A 24,536-nucleotide genomic window follows, 5' to 3' on the forward strand; every position below is an offset into this window, starting at 1 on the left:
ATGTCTAACCTACAATCTCTTGAAAAGGCCCCTAAAGGCCAATGGGTGCAGACTGAAAGAAAAGCCCACGAAGCTTGGGCAAAGCTAATTCGAAAAAGTCCTCTAGCAGCTCAAATTATGCATGTACTCACCGCGCGCGTAGATACGCATAATGCTGTAGTAATCAGCCAAAAGAACCTCGCGCGGCTGGTGGAAGGATCAGAACGTGGAGTCAGGGATGCTCTCAAGCTTCTAACTACTGATAACTGGCTAGAAATTCGTCAGATTGGTGGGCGCGGCACTGTTAATGCCCATATCATCAACGATCGTGTAGCTTGGTCTGGCAAGCGCGATGGTATCCGCTACAGCCTCTTTTCAGCTGCTGTAATCTTGTCTGATGACGAGCAGCCCGACGCGGCTCACTTGGATGCCCAAGAGCCTCTGCGACGACTGCCCAGCGTTTTTGCTGGAGAGCAGCAGCTTCCGTCAGGTGATGGCCTTCCCCCTGTTTCACAGCCTTTCTTTGATGGACTTGAACCTGATTTGCCTACCAAGATGGAAGAACGTTGATGCCGTTCTGCGTTCCAGAAAGAACGGTCATTTTGGTGCACCACGCAACTGGGGACGTCCGATGGCGGGCCTGACTCTTTCTCAAGCTTCCAGAGCATTAGGCAAAAGCAAATCCACCCTCAATAGAGCAATAAAAACTGGTCGTTTGAGCGCAACCAGAAACGAAGACGGAACATTTTCTATTAATCCTGCCGAACTCTATCGAGCGTTCCCTGAACCATCGCGGAACACTCTTCCGGAACGCCCTAAAGAACCGGATAGAACGACAGTTCCTGATGACTTGGGTAGCCGCATCAGCCTGTTGCAGCAGCTCCTTGAAAGAGAGCGTGAGGCTGTCGCAGATCTGAAAGAGGATCGTGATAGGTGGCGGCAACAAGCAACTAGTCTCCTTGCCAACCAGGAAGCGGCACCAGCTGCGCCCCCACTAGTTAAGCGTCATCGTTGGTGGCCATTCTGAGTTTCTACAAAACCTGGCTCAGATTGGGTGACCACTTCCAATGCAAACCTCTTGGCCTTGACCGAAGGAAGGAGGAGAGCAGCTGGACAAGAGACTGTTATGTCGCCGGGCCTGCAGAACGTAATAAACCGCTTTGTTTTATATAAGCGTTTGATTTTTAAAAAACTGTTTCGTCTCTTTTTCAAATTACTAGGCAATAATCAGGAGGATCAGAAGCTCTTTCAACACCAATAGCCCTATGAGTTGAATGAAAAATACATCAAGGCAGATATGGTAAGAGCTGATTCTTCTTTTTTTAATATTAAGTTGTGTTACCTTGATAGAGTCGCCAGATGTGCAAGGGCGGCTTTGGCAATTTGGGGGTTGCAATGGATGATATTGATCAGAACCAAGTTGAAGCTTTTGCTAAAGATCTAGGGCCTGAGTTGCAGTCTATGCTTGAAAGAAAAGGCATGGAAAGCTTTGAGCTTGAGAGCATCGTCCTTAAGAAGAAGGAAGATGTTAAAACCATGGGACTTCTTCCGGGCTGCGAGCTTAAATGTGAAGTAACCGGCTTCCCTCCTAGACTAGAATGTAGAGTTTTTTGTGGATAACTATTAATCTCTCGGAGAGTGTAAGATGGCTGACATTCTTGTTAATTCGGAGCAGTGGAACTCTATTTCTGAAAAGGAAAAAGAAAAGATAACGGAGGGATTGCGGCAAGTTGGTGCGCTTCGCTCAGAAGATCAGGTAAAAGGTGATCCTGCGGTAGTGCCTTTCGATGAGAACACGCAGCTTGCACCAATGTGGAATCCTATAAAGGATATCTGCAAAGCCCTATGTGATACTACTGCTGCGGCAGGTGCAGCGTGGTGCACTGCTAATACTGCCGGCGTCGGTTTGGCTGTCTGTTTGGCTGCTGCTGAAGTAGCGAGACATGAATGTAGAAATCGCTGCTAGGCTCCCAACTTATTGTTGGTAAAAGCCAGAACAGGACGTTTGCAGCGAGGAGCCCTGCGGACAGGAAGAATCTCGAGCACCAAACATAATCTCGGTGCGGTTGCGGTGTTTGTAGCAACGCCTGTCATAATAGATTGCCTTTGCCGCGAAACTTCCAAACAAAGATGCGATTCCTTATCTCTTTGTCTTTTAACGCATCCCGGAACCAGCCGGGGCGGCATAGCACCAGTCAGCTAGTCTGCCCCTGGTAAGCTGCACATCTGAGCCGCAGCGCCCATGTAGTAGCTGACTTCGCCCACCATCATGAGAAAGCGGATCGGGGGGCCTCCGGCCTCCCGTTCAACCTCCGGGCTGCGCTGCACCTGAGAAGCGGTGTTATGCGGGTAAAGACCTCGGCGCAGGGGATCGCGCCGACGTTGTGGGCAACTTCTATGTAGGTTCTTCATCAAAAGGAGATCAACCCTTTCACCCAATGCTCCAGAACCTAAGAGGTGTCTATTATAGGTGTGGATCACCCTCCACAAAACATCCCTGCTCGATCCTTTTGATCCTATTTCGACCAAACTTTTGACGGTTCCAGTGAAGCTGGACGAGCTGGCAGAAAGTATCGCTGCCAGCGAAGTTCGACAAAATAGTAGAGGATAATAGAAGCTACGATGCAGAGGAACGATGCTACTGTTCCAAGAAAAATCTGGGATGCAACTGGAAGATCCGAGGGAGCAAATTTTGACAAAAGTTGGATGATATAAGGATGTGAAAGATAGAGGGAGTAGGAGGCATTTCCAAACAGAACAAGCAGACCAATTAAGCGTGAGTATCCAGGATTGAAAGAGACAAAGGCTGATACAAACAGTGCTGCTGGCAATGCACCAATTAGCAGCCATGGAACACCAGGGATTAGTCGGAGCATAATATAGGAAACTACCGCTGCACCTGCATATACCATCGTTCTGTTCTTAAATAATTTTGGAAATTTTGCATAAATTAGGTATATACCTACGCCCAATGCAAACTCTATTATCAAAGGATTACTGTAAAATTGCCAGACTGTTCCTTCAAAAGGAAGAATTTGTCCTGCGACAACTAAAATTACCACCACCATTACAGGCGCAAGAGGAGACTTCCAACCAGCTAGCAAACAAGCCCCATAGATAGCATAAAAAAACATCTCGTAGTTCAACGTCCATCCCAGAAAGAGAAGAGGCTGAATCACACCGTTTGACTTATCATATGGAATGAAAAAAAGAGATTTAAATAGAGTTTCGAATGTAACGGTTGTGGAATTGAGAAGAGAAGGAACTATCAGACCTATTACCGCAATTCCTAAGGTTAGTATCCAGTAGAGTGGTACAACTCGCACGATACGACGAAGGCAGAAGTACCACGTGCCCCGTGCTGGGTCAGTCGTCATTGCAATAATAAAACCACTCAAAACAAAAAAAACGTCCACCCCTGCAGCACCAAAGGAAAATGGATTGGACTGATTACCAAATTCAATTTGGTAACCACTCCCGATATGAAACAAAACGACTGCGAATGCTGCAGCAAAGCGCAGGATCTGTAGTCCCAATAGCTTTCCATCGCGCAACTGTGCTTTCGCACTGTCAGGGACGTGAGGGTCAGCCGCAAATACTACGTTCAATTTAATTTTCCCAATTAATATCTTTACGAATACGCTGCTCAAGTTCAATTGCCATGCGAGCATGCGCTTTTGCGCTTGGATGCCAATCGCAACCTAAGTCTTCGGGGTCAGGCTGCCAGCCGAAGCGGATCATGGCTACGTTGTCGTCGCCCTCCAAGTGACGTTTCACAACGGCTGACTCTATTGCTACCACCGCTGCATTTTGATCCTCCGGTCGCAGCATTGGTCCCATTGTAGCGTAGATCATTGCATCCGGAGAAGTAGCTCGGACTTCCTTAAGAAGCGTTTCATACGCAGCAATAAAATCGTTCGGCCTGGCGCCGTCGGCAAAGTCGTTTGTTCCAAGATGCACCACCACAACCTCAGCTAGTGGTAAAGGCGCTGGAACTGAAGAAGAGGGCAGTAATTGGTAAAGAAGCTGCGTCATTGTCCGTTGTGTTTCGCCGTTATAGTTTCGAACAAGGCCTGCTCCTGAAACAGCAAGCGTAACAATATCCGCGTCTAGATTCCTGGCAGCAACTGCAGCGTAAGTTAAATATTGATTTTCAAATTCCGCCTCAAATCCACAATTGGTATCTGCACCTTCTACACCGTAGCCTGTTGAGATTGAGTCACCCAAAACAAGTATTTTCCTTCTATTTCTAATTGGAGACATAAAGCTGCCGTCAGTCCAAATTCTTGTGAGACTTATTTTACCAAATGCAGCCTCTGTTCGCTTAATTATGCGAACCACGTGATTTGATGGATTTTCACCATTAACAATAGAGTAAGTATGCTCACCTAATTGCGTGTCCAGCAGTCTTGGCTTCCCATCCACATCAACAATGATACTGTTATTACCGCTGTCGGATATCGTTACGTCGAGCTGTGTGCCTTCAAACCTGATCTCTATCAAGCTACCCGGCCACTCGGCAGTTATTTTACTTGGCTCACTATGAAATCGGCCCACAAGGCGGACGCGTTCACTTAGGATATCCTGAGCTTGGGTGGGCAAGGCCATAGCAAAAAGGGCAATGATAAGCCTTATTGATAAAGCAGGTCTATGACGCCAGATTCCCAAGTTATACAACGCTTTTCTTAACTTCGTTTCACTCACAAAAACCGCTCCACACTCTAGTAAAAAATGATGCCAAAGACGGCAAATTGATTGTCAAAGTAAACAATGGTTATTGCCGCATATAGCAAGCATTATAACTAGAGAAAATAGATCAAAACTGACTACATTTGCACATTCGCAGCTTGGCAAGGATGCTATCGGGGAATCGAAGTACCATTGTCTAGACCTACTTTGATCGAGGCTAGAATCTTCACATGGTGTGGGTAAACATTGGTTCCGTTGAGCGTCACAACTCTGACCAACATTGCCAGCCGGATGGCCTACCAGCCGTGATCGTGGCCGTCGTCACGCTCATGGGCCCGGCGCTCCTGCTCCTGCACTCGTTCCCGCGCCTCCCGCTCGTGGGCTTCGCGCTGCGCCTCCAGCCGGCGTTCGACCTCGAGATCGCGCGCTAGTCCCTCCGCAGCGACTGACGCGCCGGGGGCGGCAGCGGCGAAGAAGTCCCCCCAGGCATCGGCAGGCGCGACCCGCTCCACGACGCCGCGCACCTGTTCCGCCGCCCGTTCCGTGACGCGCTCCAGCCAAACACGGGCCTTGTCGGCCAGCTCCTGCGCCACCCGTGCCACCTCGACGGCCTGTTCCTTGATCTCCCGCCAGACCTGCACGGCCGCGACCTCGATGCCGCGCTCCTTGAGCTGCCACGCCCCGGCGGAAAGCTGCGGCAGGGGCTGACGGTCCAGCGAGACGGCCCGGACCGTCTCGCGCAGGGCCTCGGCCTCGTCGCCGCGCTCCCGGGCCTCCAGGGCGCGCTCCTGGGCCTCGACGCGCTGCACCTCCAGCGTCCGGTGATCCACGCGCTCATGAGTGCCACAGCGCTCCAGAGCGTGGTTGGTGTCCCGGGCCCAGGCCTCCCGCCAGCCCTCCAGCAGTTCCTTGGCGTTCCAGTCCCGGTTCTTGGTGGTGAACCCCTCGGGACCGATCTCCCGGGTGGTCAGCAGGATATGGGCATGGTGGTTGCGCTCGTCCCCCTCACGCCCGGGAGCGTGCAGGGCGATATCCGCCACCATCCCCCGGTCCACGAACTCGCGCTGGCAGAAGTCGCGGACCAGCTGCAGCCGCTGCGCGGCGTCAAGCTCGTGAGGAAGGGCTACCCTGACCTCGCGGGCGACCTGGCTGTTCTTGCGTGTCTCGGCCAGCTCCACTGCGTTCCACAGCGCCGCCCGGTCCTCCACCCAGGTCGGCGCATCCGCCGGCGCGAGGGTCTCGACGTGATCGACCCCGCCGCGGGCGCGGTAGTCGAAGGCGAGGCCGGTGCGCTGATCCACGATTAGCTCGGCGCTGCGATACGCCGCCGCCGCCGTGGCGCTGCGCCCGGCGGAGCGGGAGATCATCGTGGCCCTGAGATGATAGATCGCCATATCCGCGCGCGCTCTTGCCTGGGGTTCAAAGGGGAATGCAGTTGCCCCTTTGCCCACACAAACGCGCAGCGTTTGTATAAGTGGGCACTTCGTGTCTTGCACCCTACGCTCTGGACATCCAGACTTGCAACCATTGAGCGACCACAGGATTTTAAAATGCCCAGGACCATTGACCAGCAGATCGCCGAGGCACAGGCCAAGCTGAACCGCCTCAAGACCCGACAGAAGGCCAGCGACACCCGACGCAAGATCATCGTCGGCGCCATCGTCACCACTGAAGCTTTGAAGGACCCGAAGATCGCCAGATGGATGGCGGCCACCCTGCGCAAGAACGCCACCCGCGAGGTCGATCAGAAAGAGATCGCCGGGCTGCTGGCCGAGCTGGACGCGAAGGCGGGCACCGCATGAGTGCCGCCGCCAAATCCCCCGCCGAGCTGATTGCCGATCTGACCGACCAGGTGCGGCTCCTGCGCCAGGACGTCGGCAACCTCACGGCCACCGCGACCACCAAGGCTGAAGCCGCAAAGCTCATGGCCAAGATCGAAAAAGCGTCGGGAGAGGCATTCGCATACGCTCAGGAGGTCATCGATGCCTCGGAGCATCTGGGCAGGCGGATGCACCAGGATAGCGCCAGCGCCGCTCAGGTGGCCGCTGAGAGGGCCATCAAGGGGCTGGAACATGAGATCAGCGCCGCCGCCAACCACATGCGCCTGGAGAGCGTCAGGAGCAGCAAGGAGGCCCTGCATCGGTTTGGAGGGGGTCTTGCCGTCTTCGGAGGAATTGCGGCTCTGGGGGGCGTTCTTGGCATCGTGGCGCTGCTTCTCATCCAGGGACGCGGCGATGCACGGGAATTCGGAAAGCATCCGGAGGTGTTCTGTACGTCAGCCGGGGGCGAGATCGCCACCAACAGTGATGGCAGTCGCTTCTGTGGTATCTGGATCGATCCGCCAAAACAGACGGACTGATGGACGTCTCGAAGGGCTGTTGCAGTTGCAGGATCATCGAAGCTTGCACAGGTGACGGGCACCGCTCTCAACTCAGCTCCGCCAAACGTCGAAAGCAAATTTGACAGCAAGACAGAGGCAGTGAGAGGATCAAAAGGTCACAGAACCGTGAGAGATGTATGACACTTGCCAAAAAAGGAACCAAATCCGTCAAACTGCCAAAATCTTCGTTGGTCTATAAAAAACACAAGCAGGCCGAGCGGGCCGAGCAGGCCGAGGCAGAGCGACGCAAGGCTGAAGAAATCGAGCGGATAATCGAGGCCAAGGTCAACATGGCATTGCGCCGATTGCTGCACTGAGAGCAAAGGGCCGGTCCGACTCTTTCGGTCGCAAGGACGGAAGAATCGGAGCCAAATAATGGGCAGAAAGCGATCATGGCAGAAGTTATCGTGCTTAGGGACATTCACAGCAAAATGCACGTCTTCGAATGCCCGCCCTGGCGCGTGGTGAAGATGACGTCGACCTTTGATGGCACCAGCGTGGATCTGTCCAGTGGGGACGGGATCGCAACAGTTCGGGTCAGCGAGACACCGGAAGACCTCTCAATCCAGTTCACGGACGAAACGTTACCATTCCCGACGGGCCAAAATTAAAAGTCCCGTTTTTATCCTTTCGGGAACAGGAAATTGATCATGGCCCGCTCGGAACCACTGAAAGAATTTCTCCGCCCATCCGGATATGGAAAAACCGCCAAAGATGAGGTGTCCCTGGCGGTTACGGACTAGCTAACCTGGCTGATGATGCAGCCATCGCAAAGATGGATGCACCCGCCGTCATGTTTTTTAGGAACATGACGGCAACGATCAGGTTCACTCATATGACACAGATACCGCCACGCTTGGTCGAATTGGTCGACTGGATGAATGAAGCTCTGGATCGAGCACGCAAGAAGCGTGAGGGGCGCGAAGCATCCTTACAGGCGCAATCGCACTATCTGCCCATTCTGCCAGTGACCAAGATCAGACAGGACGAACTGCATACGGAGCTGGTGCGGGAGATTGAGGAAGATCTGAAACGATCTTAGGCCAATTCCAGCCTTTCTCTTTTCCGATGCAGAACAGTTGATATGGGCCAGTTGACCACTGGCCCAAAATTCTATGCAGTTTCAGATTTTAAGGTCGTCCGGCTCGGTCCCGGCCTGAATGGCCTCCCGAAACCAAGTCGGCTGCCGGCCCCGTCCTGACCAAGTCTGCTCCGGATTGCTGGGATTGCGGTATTTGGGCGCGAGCGCGGCGCGTTTCGTGGTTTTGACGTCCGCCAGCTCGGATAAAGAAAACCCGTATTCGCGGGCCTTTTCCTCAAGATCACGCCTGGCTTCCGCTTTGCGGCGATCATCATAATTGGCGATGGCCTTGTCGAGGTCCTTCTTAAGACGCTTCAGTTCGTCCAGGCTCATGGTATCAAAACTAAGATCAGGCATGGGTATCCTTGTTTTAGAGGTATCTCTTTCCCTATAATTATTGGTTGTAAAGATAAAGAGAACAAATAGACCTTAGCGAGTGGAATTTCCTGCTTCTTTTTCCTATCGGACATAATGTACAATTGCCTGATTAAAGCACAGTCCCAAACCGCCGGTAAACAAACGCTAGAAACAATAGCTGGATCTCAGTGGAGCGCTGACAGTTAGGACGGCGGGCCTCAGCATCGAAGATGGCCGTTCATGCACCGGTAAGGCGAAGGAAGAGGCCAGATGGTCCGCTCTGAATTGCTGGAGAAGCTGGTCCAGGCGCATCCGCATCTGCCCCGGCACGTGGTGGAATTGGCTCTCGAGGCCATCCTCAACGAGATCACCGCCCGTCTGGCGCAGGGCCACAGGGTCGAGTTGCGGAGATTCGGCAACTTCACCTGCAGAGTCCGAGAGGCCCGGATGGGTCGCAATCCCAGGACCGGTGAGCCGGTGTTCATGGAGACCAGGCAGATCCTGCATTTCAGAGCCGGCAGGCACATCTTGGATCGGCTCAACCGATCCACACTCCCCGGCTGATCCCTACATGCGCCTGAAGCCGTCAAAGGCCGTCAGCAGGCCCTCTACCGCTTCGGAGGGGGTCTGAGCCGTCTTCGGGGGAATTGCGGCTCTGGGGGCCGTTCTGGACATCGTGGCGATACACGGGAATTCAGGAAGTATCTGGGGCAAGCTAGCCACCGGAACCACGGACGTCGTTTCTCCGCCTTTGGGGTTGATCCCATGTCCTGGCCGATTGATCGAAGATCTCGAGGGGTCGTTGCAGTTGCAGGATATGGCCAATGTTAACCGAAATTGCATTTCGGCATCCGCGCTGTGTTCTGAACCTTCCTTCCGGAATCATTTTTGAGCCGCAGAGCGGGTCGGACGACCCACTCTGCACCTTGATCGCGCAGCAGGTTTGCGTATATACATAAACACATGTTGATGATCACCTGGGACGCGCCGAAGCGGCAGACCAACCTTGCCAAGCACGGCCTGGATTTTGCCGATCTCGACGAGGCGTTTTTTCTGGCCTCGGTGGTGGTCCCGGCAAAGGCGGGCCGGCACATGGCGATCGGGCGTCTCGCGGATGGCACCGTGGCGGTGGTCTTCGCGGCCTTGGGCACCCAAGGGGTGTCGGTGATCTCGATGCGCCCCGCCAGCGCCAGGGAACGGAGCCTGCTATGAGCAAGACCCATCTGACCGAAGACCAGATCCAGCGGATGATCGCCAGTGATCCGGACGCCCCGGAGGCCACAGCGGCGCAGCTCACTCAGGCCCGGCCCTTCACCGAGGCCTTCCCCGCCCTGTCCGACGCCATGCGCCGGAACATGGGCGGACGGCCCAAGGTCGAAAACCCCAAGGTTGCCGTCTCGCTGCGCCTCGATCAGGACGTGGTGGCCCGGTTCAAGGCCAGCGGGCCGGGCTGGCAGACCCGGATGAACCGTGCCCTGCGAGAGGCTGCCGGGCTCTGATTTCATCCGTTTCATTGCTTGCGAGCGGCAGGAAATGGCGCAGCACGAAGCGCGGTGCGTCATGGCAGGTCATTTCGAAAGTTCCTTCATGCCGCTGACATTCAGCAAGACTTCCGCCATGATTGGTCCGTGCGAGTTCAGGAAGCGGCGTCCAATTCCAGGCGGAGCGCTCTGTTCCCGTCCCCCTGTCCCGGCCCTGTAATCCTTTTGGAAAAATTCGGTCCGGGGCAGGCTGCGCCCTCAACGACAAAGGTAAAACTGGTATCTAAAGGCCCATGCAATTGTATTGTATAGAGTGAATGCACAAATATCTCCCTACCCGTAGCAAGGCTGCTTATCAGGCAAATACCTATGCAGTCTTAAAGTAGGTGGCACCTACTCATTGGCTCAGCGGGCGGCATTTTTCAAACTGCGATACGAGCGCGGCCAAACCTTCGTTCAGCATTTAATTTTTTTGATTTCCCATTTTGTTATCTGCATCCCCAAGGCAACAACATAGCGTGCAACGGGGCTATGCAGGTCTTGAGGGGGCACGGATGAATCCATCGCCGCATAAAGTGCAGTAGCGTCGGCGTATTCCGCTTCAGAGGTGATCTCGGGTGGCACAAGACCAAAAAAATGCCTGAATGCCACCTCAAGCTGTTTTTTGGAAACGGCGGCAGTGACAGCTTTCAGCTGACCTTCATAATTATCCATTTACCGGCTCTATTCTATATTAAAAATAAAGAGGACTTCAACCTACCTCATGATTGAGATGATGTCTGCTCTTTTAAGAGTTTCATGCATTATATCGAAAGATCTTCATAGCGAAGCGTCAGCAAGAATGAGGGCTATTAGGCTGAGAGACGGGATCACAATGGCGGCAATCAACGATATCGCTAAGTATGGATGAAATCATTCTTGGTCCTGGACACGACCCGCATGACCTCACAGAACTTGAGCGAGCCTGTTCATACTCTATCGCAAAAAAGGAAGATCCATGCTTCGCTCGCAATTGATTGAGAGGCTTGTTGAGACTCATCCGCATCTCCCTCGGTCCGTGATGGAAGCGGCCCTCAACGCAATTCTGAACGAGATTACTGACAGTCTTGCGAAAGGGTCGAGGATCGAGATCCGGGGGTTCGGCAGTTTCTTCGGCAGGGCCCGACAGGCCAGGACAGGCCGCGATCCCAGAACTGGTGAGGCTGTCCCGGTCTTCGCCAAACGGGTTCCTCGGTTCAGGGCCTCAAATCTTCTCCTCGAGCGGCTCAACCGCCCCACAACCCGTGGCTGATCCCCACCCCCCTGCGCGGTCCGACGCATAACACCTCATATCAAAAGTTCTACCCGTTTAGGTTGTACATGATGCCGGAACGTTCGGGGTTCGGTCCAATGGGGGACATCCGCGCCAGGCGCCGTCTCACCAGCAAATCCTTCCGCTGCTACCAGCACCTCGGTCTAGATTTGGGCCTTCCTTGGAGTAAGACTTGGTGCTCCTTGGGGATAACCCTTTCCCCTTCTTGCCTGATCATCCCCATTCCCGCGTGGTTCTCGCCAAGGCGTCCCGTGCCTGCCGAACGACATTTCAAAGTCGAAGTGCGCTGACAGGAAAAAACCGGGCCAGTCCGTGCCGGTCGGCGCTTGCTCCCTGGGGGCTGCTTCGCCCGACACGGCCCGTCCCGGTTCTTCCCTGTAGATCATTAGAAGGCGAAAAATTAGATTCTTGAATTTAAATGCTTTTTCACAGGTACCTGCATCATCCAGATGAGGCACCCCTGCATCACCCAGATGATGCAACCTGCCTCTCAAATTCTGAAAGCAATGTTGACTTTCTTTTATTGATTGCAGACTTTCATAATTTGAAAGCAGGGGAGGCATCCTGCATCAATAAAGAGGCTGGGACATGACAAAGCTGCCAGAGAGAAAGACGCGCGGAACTTGGGTCCAGACAGAGCGAGCCGCTCACGAAGAATGGGCTCAACTGATCATCCGTGCGCCCAAAGCAGCTGCAGTCATGCATATCCTCACTGCGCGCATGGGCGACAATAATGCAGTGGTGATTTCACAGCGAGAGCTACAGACGGCGACCGGGATCTCACGGCCCACTGTCCAGCGTGCGCTTGCCACCCTTCGCGACGAAAACTGGATTGAGGTTTGGCAAGTTGGCGAAAGTGGAACGGTAAATGCTTATGTAGTCAACGATCGTGTCGCTTGGCATGGTTCTCGGGACGGCATTCGCCGAAGCTTGTTCACGGCCACAGTTGCTGTTTCAGAAGCCGAGCAGAAGAACACAAGCCGAATTGGCGAGAGTACACCGCTACACCGCGTTCCTTCGGTGTTTCCAGGTGAAATGCAGCTACCCTCCGGCGAAGGCTTGCCGCCCGTTTCACAGCCGTTTTTTGATGGGATGGAGCCTGATCTGCCTGCTACGTTAGTTGAAAAATAGACAGCTCCCCATATTTGCGTGCAAAGATTTGCGCAGCCTGACAATGCAAAGGAACGCAAAGCCTAATGCAATACAGCGCAAACCAAGCTGCGGAAGCCACTGGCAAGAACGTAGCGACCATCACACGAGCTATAAAATCGGGGAAACTCTCGGCCACCAAGGACACATCTGGGGCTTGGCAGATTGATGGGGCCGAACTGTCCCGCGTCTACCCTTTGCGCGCGCAAAGCCTGCAAACCCCTACAATGCAAAAGGACGCAAATCCTCCTCAAAGGGATAACTTTACAGACGCCAATGCCTTGCGCGAGGAACTTGCGGCCCTGCGCGAACGTGACAAGCTGAAAGATACACTATTGGAGAACTACGTCGCCCAGATGGCCGATCTAAAAGAGGACCGGGACAAGTGGCGACAGCAGGCCAACAATCTCCTTGCTAATCAGGAGGCAAAACTAGTTGTGCCGGCCCCCGTAAAGCGCCGCCGCTGGTGGCCATTCTAGTACATTGGCAAGATGCACCTTGCCTCAGAGGCAGGGCCCGGCCTTGGCCGCAGGAGGCTCATCGAGGCGCAGAGCGTTGAGGGCCGTTCACCAGTGTCAGTTGCACGCGCCACAAGGAGATCGGGCATGATAAACACCCATCCTAAGCCCCTGCCGCCGCTGACTAGCGATGCCGAGGCGGAAGACTTCGTTGAGACGGCGGATCTGTCCGAGTATGACTTGTCAGGCTTCACGCCCATGCGCTTCAAGATCGAGCCAAAGCCGCCTTGCTGAATATGCGCCTTCCCGCTTCCCTCTTGGACGCGGCCAAGGCCAGGGCCAAACGGCATCCCCGACATCCGCTCTGTGCGGCTACTGCTGGAGACAGACGTGGCGCGGCCCAGATAAGGCCGGTGACGCGCTTCTTGTCGGGGAGGGGGCTTTGCAGCCGAGCGGGACGAACTCGTCAAACACACAACACAAAATCCGCTCGGCTGATGGGTGTGTAGTGCCCGAAGGTGACCTGTCCGGCAACTTGTCCAAATGGAAACGCATGGGTTTATCGAATGTAAGGTTTTGCAGTCCTGAGTTGTCTTAGTCCGGTCGGCGCAAAAGCCGGCCATAACCGTCGCTCCCGGCCCCCCGTTCAACCTCCGGGCTGCGCTCCGCTTGAGAAGCGGTGTTATGCGCCGCGCCAGGCAGGGGACGGGGATCAGCGCAGGGTTGTAGTTCCAAGGGCGGCAGAAGAGGGCTGTGCTAAGGTTGTTAGAGAACTCAAGATCTCTATTAAGCAGTTTACCATTCTTTCAAGTCATGAGCGGCTGCGCACTAACCGATCCCTCACCTTTTTAAATCCAAGCAGGACTTCAGAAGAAGAATCTGCTAAATTTACGCGGAATAAAATAGAAATTTATGCCTACGCTTACAATACAGGTTTAGACGCCTGAGAAAAATTAATAATATATTTCGGGTATCATCAAGCTAGGCATCAGAAGGTAAAGTTATCCATTATTTGAGTAGAACAGGGGACTGGAATGAGCCTTTTTGTAGATTCCATAGTAAAAACATGTGCTTCATTAATATGCGCGTTAAGCGTAAGCTTCATAACCTTTGATTTAGCATTTGCGCAATCGAAGGGAGGCATGCCTAGAAAACAAGAAAGAAATATGTACCTGAACTGTTTTTATCAAAGTGGAGGGCCAGTTTCAGGTGCACCTGCACGTTACAAAACTATACATCTATCACATAGGACTATTACAAAAAGATATCCAATTAGGGGAGGAAATATTAACTCAGACGATGGATGGGCGAAAGAAGATCAGGAAATAAAAATACGGTACACTGATGCTTTTGGCGGAATCATGTTTGAATTAGAAGGTTCGCACGGCGATGGCCCTAATAGTCCAGAAATGCCGATTCCTTACCGATATTATGACAAAGTCATTAAGGAATTAGGCATAGTATTCGTTCGTGCAGTGGAACCTGTCAGACCCTTGCAACTGCCTGAATATCAACGATTGGACGGGAGTGGAGGATCGGATGAAACGATTGAAGCTCTGATAACTTTAGAAGGAATTGTATATGTATATCTTTGTAGATATAAAAGAGAACAACTTAACTTAGACTTGTATTACTTCAAATAACATTTCAGCGGCATATCATAAAAATTCCCGGTCGCTCGATCCCTATAGTTAGCTCATAAGGCTCTTTCCGGCTCTGCACCGTTTCAAGACCCCGCCCGACATCGCCAGCCCAACAGGTTGCAGGATCGGACAGCTGAGAAGGTTCAGGAAAAGGCGCAAAGAAGCCGCATGAGGGGGAGCAGGGCTTTGATAAAGGCTGAACCATTGGGCCTCGCAGCCCAGACCCGAGGATCCGGAAGTGTCAGAACGCTTCTACCTTTCTGGGATGATCGTCTCAGCCTTCGTCTTCGCCGCGATAGGGATCGACAGGTTCCTGCTGATGATGTCCGGCGACTGAAGCCTCGCACCGAACGCGGGTGGCGGCCTTAGGATGTGCGGTCCGAGATGCGGCTTATTACAGAGAGAAAGTCCCGCCCGTTGCCTTATGCAGCAGGCTATGCGGTCACTTTCTCAGTTGGTTTATCACGCTGGCAACACCTTTAACCGCAAACCCCCCAACAGTTGCAACCACAACTACAGTTGTCTTGGGGTTACGGATAGCAAGGTGAAGGCCCTTCATCCCAAACTTAAGCAAAACTGGATACGGCAACATGTGTCCTCTCGTTTCTGTGATGTTCGGATAGCAGATATTGGTGCGCTGATTTATTCTCACAAGCGTAAACGCAAAAAGCCCTACCCATTTAGTCAAGGACGGACAAAGAACGGGGTGGGCAGATTGGCGGCCCACTTTTTTATCAAGCCAGGGTGGAAATATCGGTATCGCGCCGGACGCCTGGGCGGGACGGACGGCAATGCGCCTAACGAAGCTTTGCGAGAAGATTTGAACTGACCATCTGGCCTCTCACGGGGGCGTAAACAGACCTCACCAATGCCGAGGCCCGGGGCTTTGTCGATGCGGACTACGCCCTTTGTAGGTGAACCTATCATGTGCATATCATGTTGACATCAGAGTGAAGGCGTGTTATCTGGGTTCCATCCTAAGACAACTTGGGATGCTTAGCCGACGCGGCTGTCACAGCCGCGTCATAAATCAACCAACTGAGAAAGGAGAACTCATGATGAAATTTTCTTTACCATTCAGGGGATTGGCTCAATAAGCCGCACTCTCTTCGCTTGTAAAAATTTGGTCGTTAGACCCCCTGAAGAACAAGAAGAGAGTGAACTAACGGCCCAGTCCAAGAAAGGGACAGGGCATGAAAAAAGTGAAGATCGGCCGTGAGTTCGAAAGCATCGAAGCTCATTTTGACGATGACAAAGAAGCAGCTTCCGTCGTCAAGACGGTGGTTAGGGGACGTGAAAACGTCACTCGCAAGATTGTTGCCTACTCAGTTATGGCAATGATGGCAGTGTTTATTCTGGGGGCTGCCATTTTGGGCCTCCTGAGTGGATCGTTTAGTGGACTGCAAGCAGTGTGGGTTTGTGTTGCCCCGTTTGCTGGCATGGTCATTGGCCACTACTTCCCTGGTTTGGGAGAAGGAAATGATACAGAAAAAGGCTGAGGAGACTACGTCCCCTCGGAGTAATAAGAGCTCTCGACTGAGTGTTGTACTGTCAGCAAATGATCGGCAGCGCATAGACCGCTTGGTCGAGATGATGGACGCAGACACCGTGACGGATGTCACAAAAGATGCGTTCCGACTGCTGGAATACTTCATTACCAATGCCCAAAAGGGCAACAAGTTCTTGATTCAAGAACCTGGCGGAGAGCCGTCCAAGATCGAACTCTTTGGTGTTACCACCTAAAGATGGAGGTAGGGCGGCTTCCGCCTCTAATCTCTATCCAAAGACGTGTTGTGAAAGGCCCTTCGGGGTCTTTTTGTTGTTAAAGTCTTACTGCAAGACATTGCGCAAAGCGCCAGCGGTCATTGCTCAGTTGGCAAGAATGCTAGGATCGAGCCACCGCAGGCGGCTTCTCTTACCTTGGGCGCAACGGCTGATCCGTTTGAGAAAAATGTGCACTTCCCCCGGCAGGGGCGAACGGTATAATTTGGACGCAGGACAAATTGTCTAGTGAGTGCACATTTTTATCAAATGGGGGCGCGACATGTCGGATGTGGTGACGGACTTCAGCAAGGGCATGCAGGTGCGCAGCGGATCGCGCCCGCCCAGGAGCTTCGCCATCCTCCGCGTGGGCAAGATCAAGACCAAGGGGCATCTGGGCGCAGCCCTCGGCCACAACTACCGCGAACGCGACACCCCGAATGCCGATCAGTCCCGCATAAATGAGAACCTGGTGCTCAAGGGCCCCGGCACTGCCCAGGGCGTCATGGAAGCCTGGGACGCCCGTGCCCCCGAGAAGATCCGCAAGAACGCCGTCCACGCCCTTGAGTACTTCGTCGGCGGATCGCCCGAGAAGGTCCATGCCATGGGCCGGGACGAGCAGAACAACTACTTCCGCCGCGCCCTCGACTGGCTCAAGGAACGCCATGGTGCCGAGAACGTCCTGTCGGCCGTGGTGCACCGCGACGAGACCACCCCGCACATGCAGGTGCTGGTGATCCCCCTCGACGCCCGCGGCAAGCTGAACGCCCGCGAGCTGGTCGGCGGCAAGGACAAGCTTCGCCAGATGCAGACTGACTTCGCCCGCGACGTCGGCCAACCGTTCGGCCTCGAACGGGGTCAGGAACGCAGCCGGGCCACGCATCAGACCATTCAGGAATACTACGGCAGGGCCTCCACCCCCGTAGAGGCCGATTTCAGCCTCCCAGAGCGCCGTAGAGGGGCCGTGATGGGTCTGGGCGGGGAGAGTGACCGGGAATGGCAGGAACGCGCCTCACGGGCCGCCTCAGAGCGTCTGGCGCATCTCACGGCCCATCTGACCGAAGCTTCCGGCACCTTGCGTCGCGAGATGGAGGCGACAGAAGCAGTTCTGGGCCAGACCCAGACCGAACTGGCGCGGGAACGGGCCGTGTCCGAGGCCGCCAACAAGCTGGTCCTGACGGCGCTCCAGATCCCGCAGATCGAGGGCGTCACCGAAGACGACAAGCAGGACCTGCTCCGTGACATGGCAAGGTTTCACAATCGCCATGCCTCCCATTTCTCGGACATGCAGGCTCAAGCCACAAAGGCTGCCCTGAACCATACCGGCATCGCTGTCATCGAACTGAAGGACGGCAGCTACGCCCTGCCCTGGCGCGACTTCGATGCCGTGGGCGGCCAGCATCTGGCCGGCATCGATCGGCAGGAAGCCGACACCATCCTGAACAGCCTGCGCCAGGCGGAACGGTCTCGCCAGCACGCTGACGATGCTAGACAGGACATGGCCGACCGCAATGCACGCGCTCAGGAACGAGGTCAGGACAGCGGGTCGGACTGGGGCTGATTTTTCACAAGCAAGAAAGCCCGCTGTCTACCAGCGGGCTTTCTCGAATTCACTTTTTGCGTGTTGGGATGGGTTTTCGCGTTTCTACAACGGTCGTTGAGGGGCGCCGCTCGGCTTCTCTAACAGGAATGTATTGTCCCGTACGAGCGTCACGACCGATCTTGCTTGGTTGAGGTTTTTTAGACATGGAGGGGGGGTATCCTTACCTTGGATGCTACAGTGCTGCTGGGCTGCAGTCCGGCAAGACGTCCCAGCAGCACCTTTTTACCCCATCACCCATGAATAATCAATATATGGTGCATCCATCGTGGAAAGAGCACCATATGCTGTGTTTATTGCTGAGTTATCCACAGGCTAACCCGTTTTTCTTCTTTTATAATCTTTTATAGCGGCATTATCCTTTAAGAACATACTCTTAGAATGTCGTAATGTGAGGAAAGCCGAGTGAAGTGTGAGAAAAACCGAGTGAAGTGTGAGAAAAACCGAGTGCTATCCACAAAGCGAAAAATGTAAGGTCGATTGACAGCCTCACAAAAGATCGTAACCTCTCACATATGAAAAGACACCTCGCTCAGGCCGTTGGCATCTCTCGAGAAACTTCTCTCGCGAATCGCAATGTCACGATGGACAATCTCATCGTGAACGCTTCGCATTCGCTGAATTTGTCAGAGAAACGCATTGTTTCAGCTGCTATTGCAAAGCTCGATAGCCTGTCAAAAACACCCTCAACAAAACCAATTAGAATCACTGCTGCTGAATTTGCTGAGTGTTTCAACATAGAACCGCCTACCGCATATGAGCAGCTTAAAAAGGCGTCACAAAACCTATTTCAGCGCTATATCACTAGGGTCCGCGAGACATCAAAAGGTCCTACAGTCGAAAAAATTCGCTGGATTGATCGCATCGCATACCAGGACGGGGAAGGGTACGTGGAATTAAATTTTACCGCCCACGTTTCACCATACCTTACTGCTCTTGAAAAGAGATTTACAACTTACAAGCTGCAACATACTAGCGCCTTGCGTTCAGTACACTCGTGGAGGTTATTTGAAAATTTAAAAAGATGGGAGAGCACTGGCAAATGGATCGTCAGTATTGAAGAATTCCATCAAGTGATGGAAGCTGGTAAAAGCTACCAAGAAAACTTTGCACAGCTACGGAAATGGGTTATCGAGCCCGCAGTTAAAGAATTACGTGAAATAAACAATCTAGATATAAACTGGGTCCCAGTAAAAATGGGTCGGAAAGTGGGTAGACTTGTTTTTACTTTCAAACCAACAGACCAGTTGAGCTTACCCCTCTCTTTGAATGCCGCACAGTGAGTGCACAGTGAGCGAACAGGTTTCTTTGCACATGTCTCCCGCACAGGCTGCACAGGTTGCAGGCGTCTCTCGATGGACTGTTATGAGAGCAATAAAATCTCATGAACTGCAGGCAAAACGAGACAACCGAAATCAATGGCGCATCACGCCCGAAGCTCTGAAGGGCTGGCGCTCGCACAGTGTGCACACCCCTGAGGCATCGCACACTAAGCACACCTCAGAGGCTATGATAGAACTGCGCGAAAAGCTTGCCGCAGCCACCGCCCGTGCCAATGCCGCCGAGGCCGACCGGGACCGGTGGCAAGCGATAGCCGAGAAGCTGGCGGAACGCCCACGCCGGAGCTGGTGGCCGTGGCGTTGAATGGGCTAACATTTATTCGAAAGAACAACATTTGACACCCATTCTGACAGTTATTGTAAGCGCGGTCCTTGTCGGCTGCTGCATTTTGCTGGTGGCAATTTTCGGCATGCTGATTATGTCCATCCGCGACTCTAAAGAAGAAAATGCCCTTGGATTTATAGGATACCTAATTTTTTTAGGCTTTGGCTTGCTGGTTGCTGCTGTCGCATACTGGAGCGCAAGTTGGCTATTTTCTGGCGACCGCGAGGCTGCTAGTCCAAGGCCGCCGGTTACTGAGGACTATCTTGGAACATGGCAATCCAATCCACCAAACGACATTATCCAGACTCTGATTTCGAACGATGTCCGGGGCTGTGGAGAATTTCACTACAAGCCAAGTGCTCAGAACAGCGGTGAATACCTCGTCTACTGCACGCGAGATGGGCGGACTTGGACGGCTTACCTCGTTTGGCCAGATGTTGATCGCATCAGTGGGCCTGCTCGCCCTGATCCAAGCATCAGCCCTCCACGTTAGGCTCCAAGTGTTCATCGGCTAACGGCAATGCCGACGCGCCCTGTTCAACCTCCGGCTGCTGCCCCGGCGATATTCGGTTTTATGCGGCAGAAAACCCCGGCGCGAAGGATCGCGCCGGGGTTGTGCGTTCAAGGGCTCCGGGGACAGGCTTGCTGAGGGGCTGCCTGCTTGACCTTGGCATCCGCCACAATCTATTTCCGACCCATGGGGCCTGCGACCGCCCCACGAGGCGTCAGCCGAAGTTCGCGTTCCACTGAAACCTTTACGGGAGGAACGCCCATGCCTGCGCCCAATGCGATTTCCGTCGACAAACTTGCCCGCATCATCGGCACGCCCCGCGCCCCGGTCATTCTGGATGTCCGATCCGAGACCGACTTCGCCGCCGATCCGAGCCTGGTGCCGGGGGCCATCCGCGCCGATGACCGCGCACTCGCTGATCTTCCGGCGTTGCCGCCTGGTCCTGTCCTCGTGCTGTGCCAGGCGGGTCATCGCCGCAGTCAGGGCGCTGCCGCATGGCTGCGCGCCGAAGGCCGCCAGGCCGAATATCTTGATGGTGGTTTTGTCGCGTGGCGAGAGGCGGGTCTGCCGCTGATCCAGACAGACCACCTCCCCCCACGCGACGGGCAGGGCCGCACGGTCTGGGTCACCCGCGCACGACCCAAGATCGACCGCATTGCCTGCCCCTGGCTGATCCGCCGCTTTGTCGATCCCCGCGCAGTGATCCTGTTCGTGGCGCCCTCCGAGGTATCGGGCGTCGCCGAGCGCCATGAGGCCGCGCCCTTCGACATCGAGGACGTCTTCTTCAGCCACAGGGGCGATCTGTGCAGTTTCGACGTGATGCTGGCTGAGCTGGGCCTGTCCGTTCCGGCGCTGCACCGATTGGCCGTGATCGTGCGGGCTGCCGATACGGCACGGCTGGACCTGGCGCCCGAAGCAGCGGGGCTGCTGGCCGTCTCCCTTGGCCTGTCGCGCATGTATGCCGACGATCTGGAACAGTTGGAGGCGGGGATGCTGGTCTATGACGCGCTCTATCGGTGGGCGCGTGATGCGACCGGCGAGACCCATAACTGGCCCACCAACAAGCCGAGGGCAGAATGATGCAGACCCGCCCCTATCCGACCTTGGCCGAGGCCACCCGTGTTTGGGCGCGGATCGGCCTGCTGAGTTTCGGCGGCCCTGCGGGCCAGATCGCCCTGATGCACCGCATCCTGGTCGAGGAACAGAAATGGCTGGGCGAGCGGCGGTTCCTGCACGCTCTGAATTACTGCATGCTGCTACCTGGCCCCGAGGCCATGCAGCTGGCCGTCTATATCGGCTGGCTGATGCACCGGACGCTTGGCGGCATCATCGCCGGGTTGCTGTTCGTGCTGCCCGGCGTCGTGGCGATCATGAGCCTGTCGTGGGTCTATGCGATCTGGGGCAATACCAGCGTGCTGGAGGGGCTGTTCTTCGGCCTCAAGGCTGCGGTGCTGGCAATCGTCGTGCAGGCGGTGATCCGCATCGGGTCGCGGGCGCTGAAGAACCGCACGATGATCGGCATCGCAGCGGCCTCGTTCCTAGCGATCTTCGCCTTTGGCGTGCCGTTTCCAATCATCATCCTCACGGCAGCGTTGGTGGGCTTCGTCGGCGCCCGTGCGGGTCTGGCGGCGTTCCAAGGCGGCGGCGGGCATGGCAAGATGGGCGGCACCCAAGTGGCCGATGCAGACACCCTGCTAGGTGAGGGCACGCCCGACCATACCCGTGTCAGCGCCGGGTGGGCGGCGCGCATATCGGCGGTGTTTCTGGGGCTGTGGCTGCTGCCCGTGGCAGCGCTGTTCCTGATCCTCGGCCCGGAAAACGTGTTCTCGCAGATCGCCGGGTTCTTCAGCGTGATGGCGGTGGTGACATTCGGCGGAGCCTATGCCGTGCTGGCCTATGTCGCCCAGCAGGCGGTCGAGACCTATGGCTGGCTGGTCCCCGGAGAGATGCTGGACGGGCTGGGCATGGCCGAGACCACGCCGGGGCCGCTGATCATGGTGACCCAGTTCGTGGGCTTCATGGGGGCGCTGCGCGAAGCGGGCGGTATGCCGCCGCTGCTGGCCGCGACACTGGGCGGACTGCTGACCACGTGGGTCACGTTCCTGCCCTGCTTTCTGTGGATCTTCCTGGGCGCGCCCTTCATCGAACGCCTGCGCGACAACCACGCCCTGACGGCGGCGCTGACGGCGGTGACGGCGGCGGTGGTGGGGGTAATCCTGAACTTGGCGCTGTGGTTCGGGCTACACGTGCTGTTCGGCCAGCTGCGTCCTGTCACCAGCCTTGGGCTGGATATGGACCTGCCGGTCTGGGGAACCTTGGACGTCGCCGCGCTGGCGCTGGTCATCGTCGCCATTCTGGCCGTGTTCCGCTTGAAGCTGGGCGCCGTCACTGTGCTGGCGATCTGTGCCTTTGGCGGGCTGGCCCTACGATTGGCAGGGATCGTTTGAAAAGGCTCTCCTCGGTGGTGAGTGTTCTATGGCAAGAAATGGAAGTGTAATTTTTTACACTCTCCACGCCCCTCGATCCCCGGCCCGCAGCGCCCCCGCAAGGCTGGCAAGGGCCGGGGATCGAGCCGCCGCAGGCGGCTTCTCTTGCCCTGGGCGCGACGGCTGTTCCATTTGAGAAAAATGTGCACTTCCCCCGGCAGGGGCGAACGGTATAATTTGGACGCAGGACAAATTGTCTAGTGAGTGCACATTTTTATCAAATGGGGGCGCGACATGTCGGATGTGGTGACGGACTTCAGCAAGGGCATGCAGGTGCGCAGCGGATCGCGCCCGCCCAGGAGCTTCGCCATCCTCCGCGTGGGCAAGATCAAGACCAAGGGGCATCTGGGCGCAGCCCTCGGCCACAACTACCGCGAACGCGACACCCCGAATGCCGATCAGTCCCGCATAAATGAGAACCTGGTGCTCAAGGGCCCCGGCACTGCCCAGGGCGTCATGGAAGCCTGGGACGCCCGTGCCCCCGAGAAGATCCGCAAGAACGCCGTCCACGCCCTTGAGTACTTCGTCGGCGGATCGCCCGAGAAGGTCCATGCCATGGGCCGGGACGAGCAGAACAACTACTTCCGCCGCGCCCTCGACTGGCTCAAGGAACGCCATGGTGCCGAGAACGTCCTGTCGGCCGTGGTGCACCGCGACGAGACCACCCCGCACATGCAGGTGCTGGTGATCCCCCTCGACGCCCGCGGCAAGCTGAACGCCCGCGAGCTGGTCGGCGGCAAGGACAAGCTTCGCCAGATGCAGACTGACTTCGCCCGCGACGTCGGCCAACCGTTCGGCCTCGAACGGGGTCAGGAACGCAGCCGGGCCACGCATCAGACCATTCAGGAATACTACGGCAGGGCCTCCACCCCCGTAGAGGCCGATTTCAGCCTCCCAGAGCGCCGTAGAGGGGCCGTGATGGGTCTGGGCGGGGAGAGTGACCGGGAATGGCAGGAACGCGCCTCACGGGCCGCCTCAGAGCGTCTGGCGCATCTCACGGCCCATCTGACCGAAGCTTCCGGCACCTTGCGTCGCGAGATGGAGGCCACGGAGGCGGTTCTGGGCCAGACCCAGACCGAGCTTGCGCGGGAACGGGCCGTGTCCGAGGCCGCCAACAAGCTGGTCCTGACGGCGCTTCAGATTCCGCAGATCGAGGGCGTCACCGAAGACGACAAGCAGGACCTGCTTCGTGACATGGCAAGGTTTCACAACCGCCACGCCCCCCATTTCTCGGACATGCAGGCTCAGGCCACAAAGGCGGCCCTGAACCATACCGGCATCGCAGTCATCGAGCTGAAGGACGGCAGCTATGCCCTGCCCTGGCGCGACTTCGATGCCGTGGGCGGCCCGCGTCTGGCCGGCACCGATCGGCAGGAAGTCGATGCTATCCTGAACGGCCTGCGCCAGGCGGAACGGTCCCGCCAGCAGGCGACAGAGTTCATGCAGGAACACGAGGCCCGCAAGACGCGGGAACGGGAGCGCGGACAGGACAGCGGGTCGGATTGGGGCTGATCCGTTCACCAGCAAATCCTGACGGTGCCACGGGCGCCACAAACGCGGTCACATGCCGCCTTTGTGGATAACCCTTTCCCCTTCTTGCCTGATCATCCCCATTCCCGCGTGGCTCCCGCCGCTGCGTACCAAGCCTGCTGAACGACACTTCAAAGTCGAAAGCTCGCTGACAGGTAAAAACCGGGCCAGTCCGCGCCGGTCGGCGCTTGCTCCCGGGGGGCTGCTTCGCCCGACACGGCCCGTCCCGGTTGTTCCCTGTAGATCATTAGAAGGGAAAAAAATAAGGTATTGATTTAAAGTGTTAAATAATAGCACCCCCGGCAATAGCTATTGCCGGGGGTGCGGCAGTCTGGACTGCCGGGGGTGCGGCAGTCCACTTCCAAAGACATGTACGTCAGTTTCCATTTTTTGGAATTGACAGGGCTCCAACCGAACGGCACTTTACTTCCAATTATTGGAGGTGAAGTGCCTA

General features: G+C 55.6%; 30 protein-coding genes. 25 read left to right on the forward strand and 5 right to left on the reverse strand.

Translation table 11 applies throughout. From position 1 onward, the window contains the following. The first annotated feature begins 45 nt into the window (after window positions 1-45). The 4 genes from EOJ32_RS19850 to EOJ32_RS19865 all read left to right on the forward strand — a co-directional run bounded on the left by EOJ32_RS19850 (window position 46) and on the right by EOJ32_RS19865 (window position 1,945). Entirely contained in the window at window positions 46-549 is a 504-nt protein-coding gene (locus EOJ32_RS19850; RefSeq protein ID WP_164871526.1) for a helix-turn-helix domain-containing protein, read from the forward strand. 61 nt (window positions 550-610) lie between these two features. Further along, the gene (locus EOJ32_RS19855; protein ID WP_127900026.1) at window positions 611-1,006 is read left to right on the forward strand and encodes a hypothetical protein; all 396 of its coding nucleotides are present in this window, start codon (window positions 611-613) and stop codon (window positions 1,004-1,006) included. Window positions 1,007-1,374: 368 nt separating this feature from the next. Then, window positions 1,375-1,599 carry a hypothetical protein gene (locus EOJ32_RS19860; RefSeq protein WP_127900027.1) on the forward strand — a complete coding sequence of 75 codons (225 nt, stop codon included), beginning with the start codon at window positions 1,375-1,377 and terminating at the stop codon, window positions 1,597-1,599. A gap of 25 nt (window positions 1,600-1,624) precedes the next feature. Continuing rightward, window positions 1,625-1,945, forward strand: coding sequence for a hypothetical protein (locus EOJ32_RS19865; protein ID WP_127900028.1), 321 nt, complete (start codon window positions 1,625-1,627; stop codon window positions 1,943-1,945). 550 nt (window positions 1,946-2,495) lie between these two features. Here the strand turns inward: EOJ32_RS19865 and EOJ32_RS19870 are convergent. From EOJ32_RS19870 to mobQ, 3 genes are all read right to left on the reverse strand, one after another. Beyond that, entirely contained in the window at window positions 2,496-3,629 is a 1,134-nt protein-coding gene (locus tag EOJ32_RS19870) for an acyltransferase (RefSeq protein WP_164871527.1), read from the reverse strand. Beyond that, window positions 3,589-4,683: an SGNH/GDSL hydrolase family protein gene (locus tag EOJ32_RS19875; protein WP_127900030.1), complete on the reverse strand. Its 1,095-nt coding sequence runs from the start codon at window positions 4,681-4,683 to the stop codon at window positions 3,589-3,591. The genes EOJ32_RS19870 and EOJ32_RS19875 overlap by 41 nt, the downstream gene beginning before the upstream one ends. Window positions 4,684-4,964: 281 nt before the next feature. Beyond that, window positions 4,965-6,062, reverse strand: coding sequence for a MobQ family relaxase (mobQ, locus tag EOJ32_RS19880; protein ID WP_127900031.1), 1,098 nt, complete (start codon window positions 6,060-6,062; stop codon window positions 4,965-4,967). Between the two features lie 156 nt (window positions 6,063-6,218). Here mobQ and EOJ32_RS19885 point away from each other — a divergent pair, with 156 nt between their 5' ends. The 5 genes from EOJ32_RS19885 (at window position 6,219) to EOJ32_RS19905 (ending at window position 8,090) form a co-directional block, all read left to right on the forward strand. Further along, on the forward strand, window positions 6,219-6,470 hold the full coding sequence (locus EOJ32_RS19885; RefSeq protein ID WP_015062938.1) for a hypothetical protein: 252 nt from the start codon (window positions 6,219-6,221) through the stop codon (window positions 6,468-6,470). Continuing rightward, window positions 6,467-7,027 (forward strand): hypothetical protein, encoded by a 561-nt coding sequence (locus EOJ32_RS19890; protein WP_127900032.1) that lies wholly within the window; start codon window positions 6,467-6,469, stop codon window positions 7,025-7,027. The genes EOJ32_RS19885 and EOJ32_RS19890 overlap by 4 nt, the downstream gene beginning before the upstream one ends. A gap of 158 nt (window positions 7,028-7,185) precedes the next feature. After that, window positions 7,186-7,365 carry a hypothetical protein gene (locus tag EOJ32_RS19895; RefSeq protein ID WP_127900033.1) on the forward strand — a complete coding sequence of 60 codons (180 nt, stop codon included), beginning with the start codon at window positions 7,186-7,188 and terminating at the stop codon, window positions 7,363-7,365. 75 nt (window positions 7,366-7,440) lie between these two features. Next, window positions 7,441-7,659 carry a hypothetical protein gene (locus EOJ32_RS19900; RefSeq protein WP_045983914.1) on the forward strand — a complete coding sequence of 73 codons (219 nt, stop codon included), beginning with the start codon at window positions 7,441-7,443 and terminating at the stop codon, window positions 7,657-7,659. 224 nt (window positions 7,660-7,883) lie between these two features. Beyond that, the gene (locus EOJ32_RS19905; RefSeq protein WP_127900034.1) at window positions 7,884-8,090 is read left to right on the forward strand and encodes a hypothetical protein; all 207 of its coding nucleotides are present in this window, start codon (window positions 7,884-7,886) and stop codon (window positions 8,088-8,090) included. Window positions 8,091-8,171: 81 nt separating this feature from the next. On the opposite strand, the gene EOJ32_RS19910 is transcribed toward EOJ32_RS19905, so the two are convergent. Continuing rightward, the gene (locus EOJ32_RS19910) at window positions 8,172-8,486 is read right to left on the reverse strand and encodes an H-NS family nucleoid-associated regulatory protein (protein ID WP_127900035.1); all 315 of its coding nucleotides are present in this window, start codon (window positions 8,484-8,486) and stop codon (window positions 8,172-8,174) included. Between the two features lie 270 nt (window positions 8,487-8,756). Here EOJ32_RS19910 and EOJ32_RS19915 point away from each other — a divergent pair, with 270 nt between their 5' ends. The 3 genes from EOJ32_RS19915 to EOJ32_RS19925 all read left to right on the forward strand — a co-directional run bounded on the left by EOJ32_RS19915 (window position 8,757) and on the right by EOJ32_RS19925 (window position 9,985). Continuing rightward, window positions 8,757-9,050: an HU family DNA-binding protein gene (locus EOJ32_RS19915; protein WP_127900036.1), complete on the forward strand. Its 294-nt coding sequence runs from the start codon at window positions 8,757-8,759 to the stop codon at window positions 9,048-9,050. 399 nt (window positions 9,051-9,449) lie between these two features. Next, the gene (locus EOJ32_RS19920) at window positions 9,450-9,698 is read left to right on the forward strand and encodes a BrnT family toxin (RefSeq protein WP_127900037.1); all 249 of its coding nucleotides are present in this window, start codon (window positions 9,450-9,452) and stop codon (window positions 9,696-9,698) included. Then, complete coding sequence (locus tag EOJ32_RS19925; protein WP_127900038.1) at window positions 9,695-9,985, forward strand: BrnA antitoxin family protein; 291 nt, start codon at window positions 9,695-9,697, stop codon at window positions 9,983-9,985. Before EOJ32_RS19920 ends, EOJ32_RS19925 begins: the two co-directional genes overlap by 4 nt. A gap of 438 nt (window positions 9,986-10,423) precedes the next feature. Here the strand turns inward: EOJ32_RS19925 and EOJ32_RS19930 are convergent, their stop codons facing one another. Further along, the gene (locus EOJ32_RS19930; protein ID WP_127900039.1) at window positions 10,424-10,681 is read right to left on the reverse strand and encodes a hypothetical protein; all 258 of its coding nucleotides are present in this window, start codon (window positions 10,679-10,681) and stop codon (window positions 10,424-10,426) included. Window positions 10,682-10,964: 283 nt separating this feature from the next. On the opposite strand from EOJ32_RS19930, the gene EOJ32_RS19935 reads away from it, so the two are divergent. The 13 genes from EOJ32_RS19935 to mobV (EOJ32_RS19995) all read left to right on the forward strand — a co-directional run bounded on the left by EOJ32_RS19935 (window position 10,965) and on the right by mobV (EOJ32_RS19995) (window position 24,064). Next, window positions 10,965-11,258, forward strand: coding sequence for an HU family DNA-binding protein (locus tag EOJ32_RS19935; protein ID WP_127900040.1), 294 nt, complete (start codon window positions 10,965-10,967; stop codon window positions 11,256-11,258). Between the two features lie 609 nt (window positions 11,259-11,867). Then, window positions 11,868-12,410: a replication/maintenance protein RepL gene (locus EOJ32_RS19940; RefSeq protein ID WP_127900041.1), complete on the forward strand. Its 543-nt coding sequence runs from the start codon at window positions 11,868-11,870 to the stop codon at window positions 12,408-12,410. Window positions 12,411-12,475: 65 nt separating this feature from the next. Further along, on the forward strand, window positions 12,476-12,907 hold the full coding sequence (locus tag EOJ32_RS19945; protein WP_127900042.1) for a hypothetical protein: 432 nt from the start codon (window positions 12,476-12,478) through the stop codon (window positions 12,905-12,907). Between the two features lie 126 nt (window positions 12,908-13,033). After that, the gene (locus EOJ32_RS20505) at window positions 13,034-13,180 is read left to right on the forward strand and encodes a CopG family antitoxin (protein WP_208863785.1); all 147 of its coding nucleotides are present in this window, start codon (window positions 13,034-13,036) and stop codon (window positions 13,178-13,180) included. 740 nt (window positions 13,181-13,920) lie between these two features. After that, window positions 13,921-14,529, forward strand: coding sequence for a hypothetical protein (locus tag EOJ32_RS19955; protein WP_127900043.1), 609 nt, complete (start codon window positions 13,921-13,923; stop codon window positions 14,527-14,529). Window positions 14,530-15,722: 1,193 nt separating this feature from the next. Then, entirely contained in the window at window positions 15,723-16,028 is a 306-nt protein-coding gene (locus tag EOJ32_RS19960) for a hypothetical protein (protein WP_127900044.1), read from the forward strand. A 545-nt stretch (window positions 16,029-16,573) separates the two neighbouring features. Beyond that, window positions 16,574-17,851: a MobV family relaxase gene (gene mobV / locus EOJ32_RS19965; RefSeq protein WP_164871528.1), complete on the forward strand. Its 1,278-nt coding sequence runs from the start codon at window positions 16,574-16,576 to the stop codon at window positions 17,849-17,851. Window positions 17,852-18,474: 623 nt separating this feature from the next. Beyond that, complete coding sequence (locus tag EOJ32_RS19970) at window positions 18,475-19,173, forward strand: replication initiation protein (RefSeq protein WP_240542628.1); 699 nt, start codon at window positions 18,475-18,477, stop codon at window positions 19,171-19,173. A gap of 31 nt (window positions 19,174-19,204) precedes the next feature. Next, the gene (locus EOJ32_RS20750) at window positions 19,205-19,534 is read left to right on the forward strand and encodes a helix-turn-helix domain-containing protein (RefSeq protein ID WP_371706381.1); all 330 of its coding nucleotides are present in this window, start codon (window positions 19,205-19,207) and stop codon (window positions 19,532-19,534) included. Window positions 19,535-19,565: 31 nt separating this feature from the next. After that, a complete protein-coding gene (locus tag EOJ32_RS19980) occupies window positions 19,566-20,048 on the forward strand; it encodes a hypothetical protein (protein ID WP_127900048.1) in 483 nt (160 codons plus the stop codon). 279 nt (window positions 20,049-20,327) lie between these two features. Further along, a complete protein-coding gene (locus EOJ32_RS19985; RefSeq protein ID WP_127900049.1) occupies window positions 20,328-21,146 on the forward strand; it encodes a chromate resistance protein ChrB domain-containing protein in 819 nt (272 codons plus the stop codon). Further along, window positions 21,146-22,513, forward strand: coding sequence for a chromate efflux transporter (gene chrA / locus EOJ32_RS19990; RefSeq protein ID WP_127900051.1), 1,368 nt, complete (start codon window positions 21,146-21,148; stop codon window positions 22,511-22,513). Before EOJ32_RS19985 ends, chrA begins: the two co-directional genes overlap by 1 nt. A gap of 273 nt (window positions 22,514-22,786) precedes the next feature. Beyond that, the gene (gene mobV / locus EOJ32_RS19995) at window positions 22,787-24,064 is read left to right on the forward strand and encodes a MobV family relaxase (protein ID WP_164871530.1); all 1,278 of its coding nucleotides are present in this window, start codon (window positions 22,787-22,789) and stop codon (window positions 24,062-24,064) included. Window positions 24,065-24,536: the final 472 nt, after the last annotated feature.

The sequence above is a fragment of the Paracoccus sp. Arc7-R13 genome (assembly GCF_004010775.1).
Classification (GTDB): domain Bacteria; phylum Pseudomonadota; class Alphaproteobacteria; order Rhodobacterales; family Rhodobacteraceae; genus Paracoccus; species Paracoccus marcusii.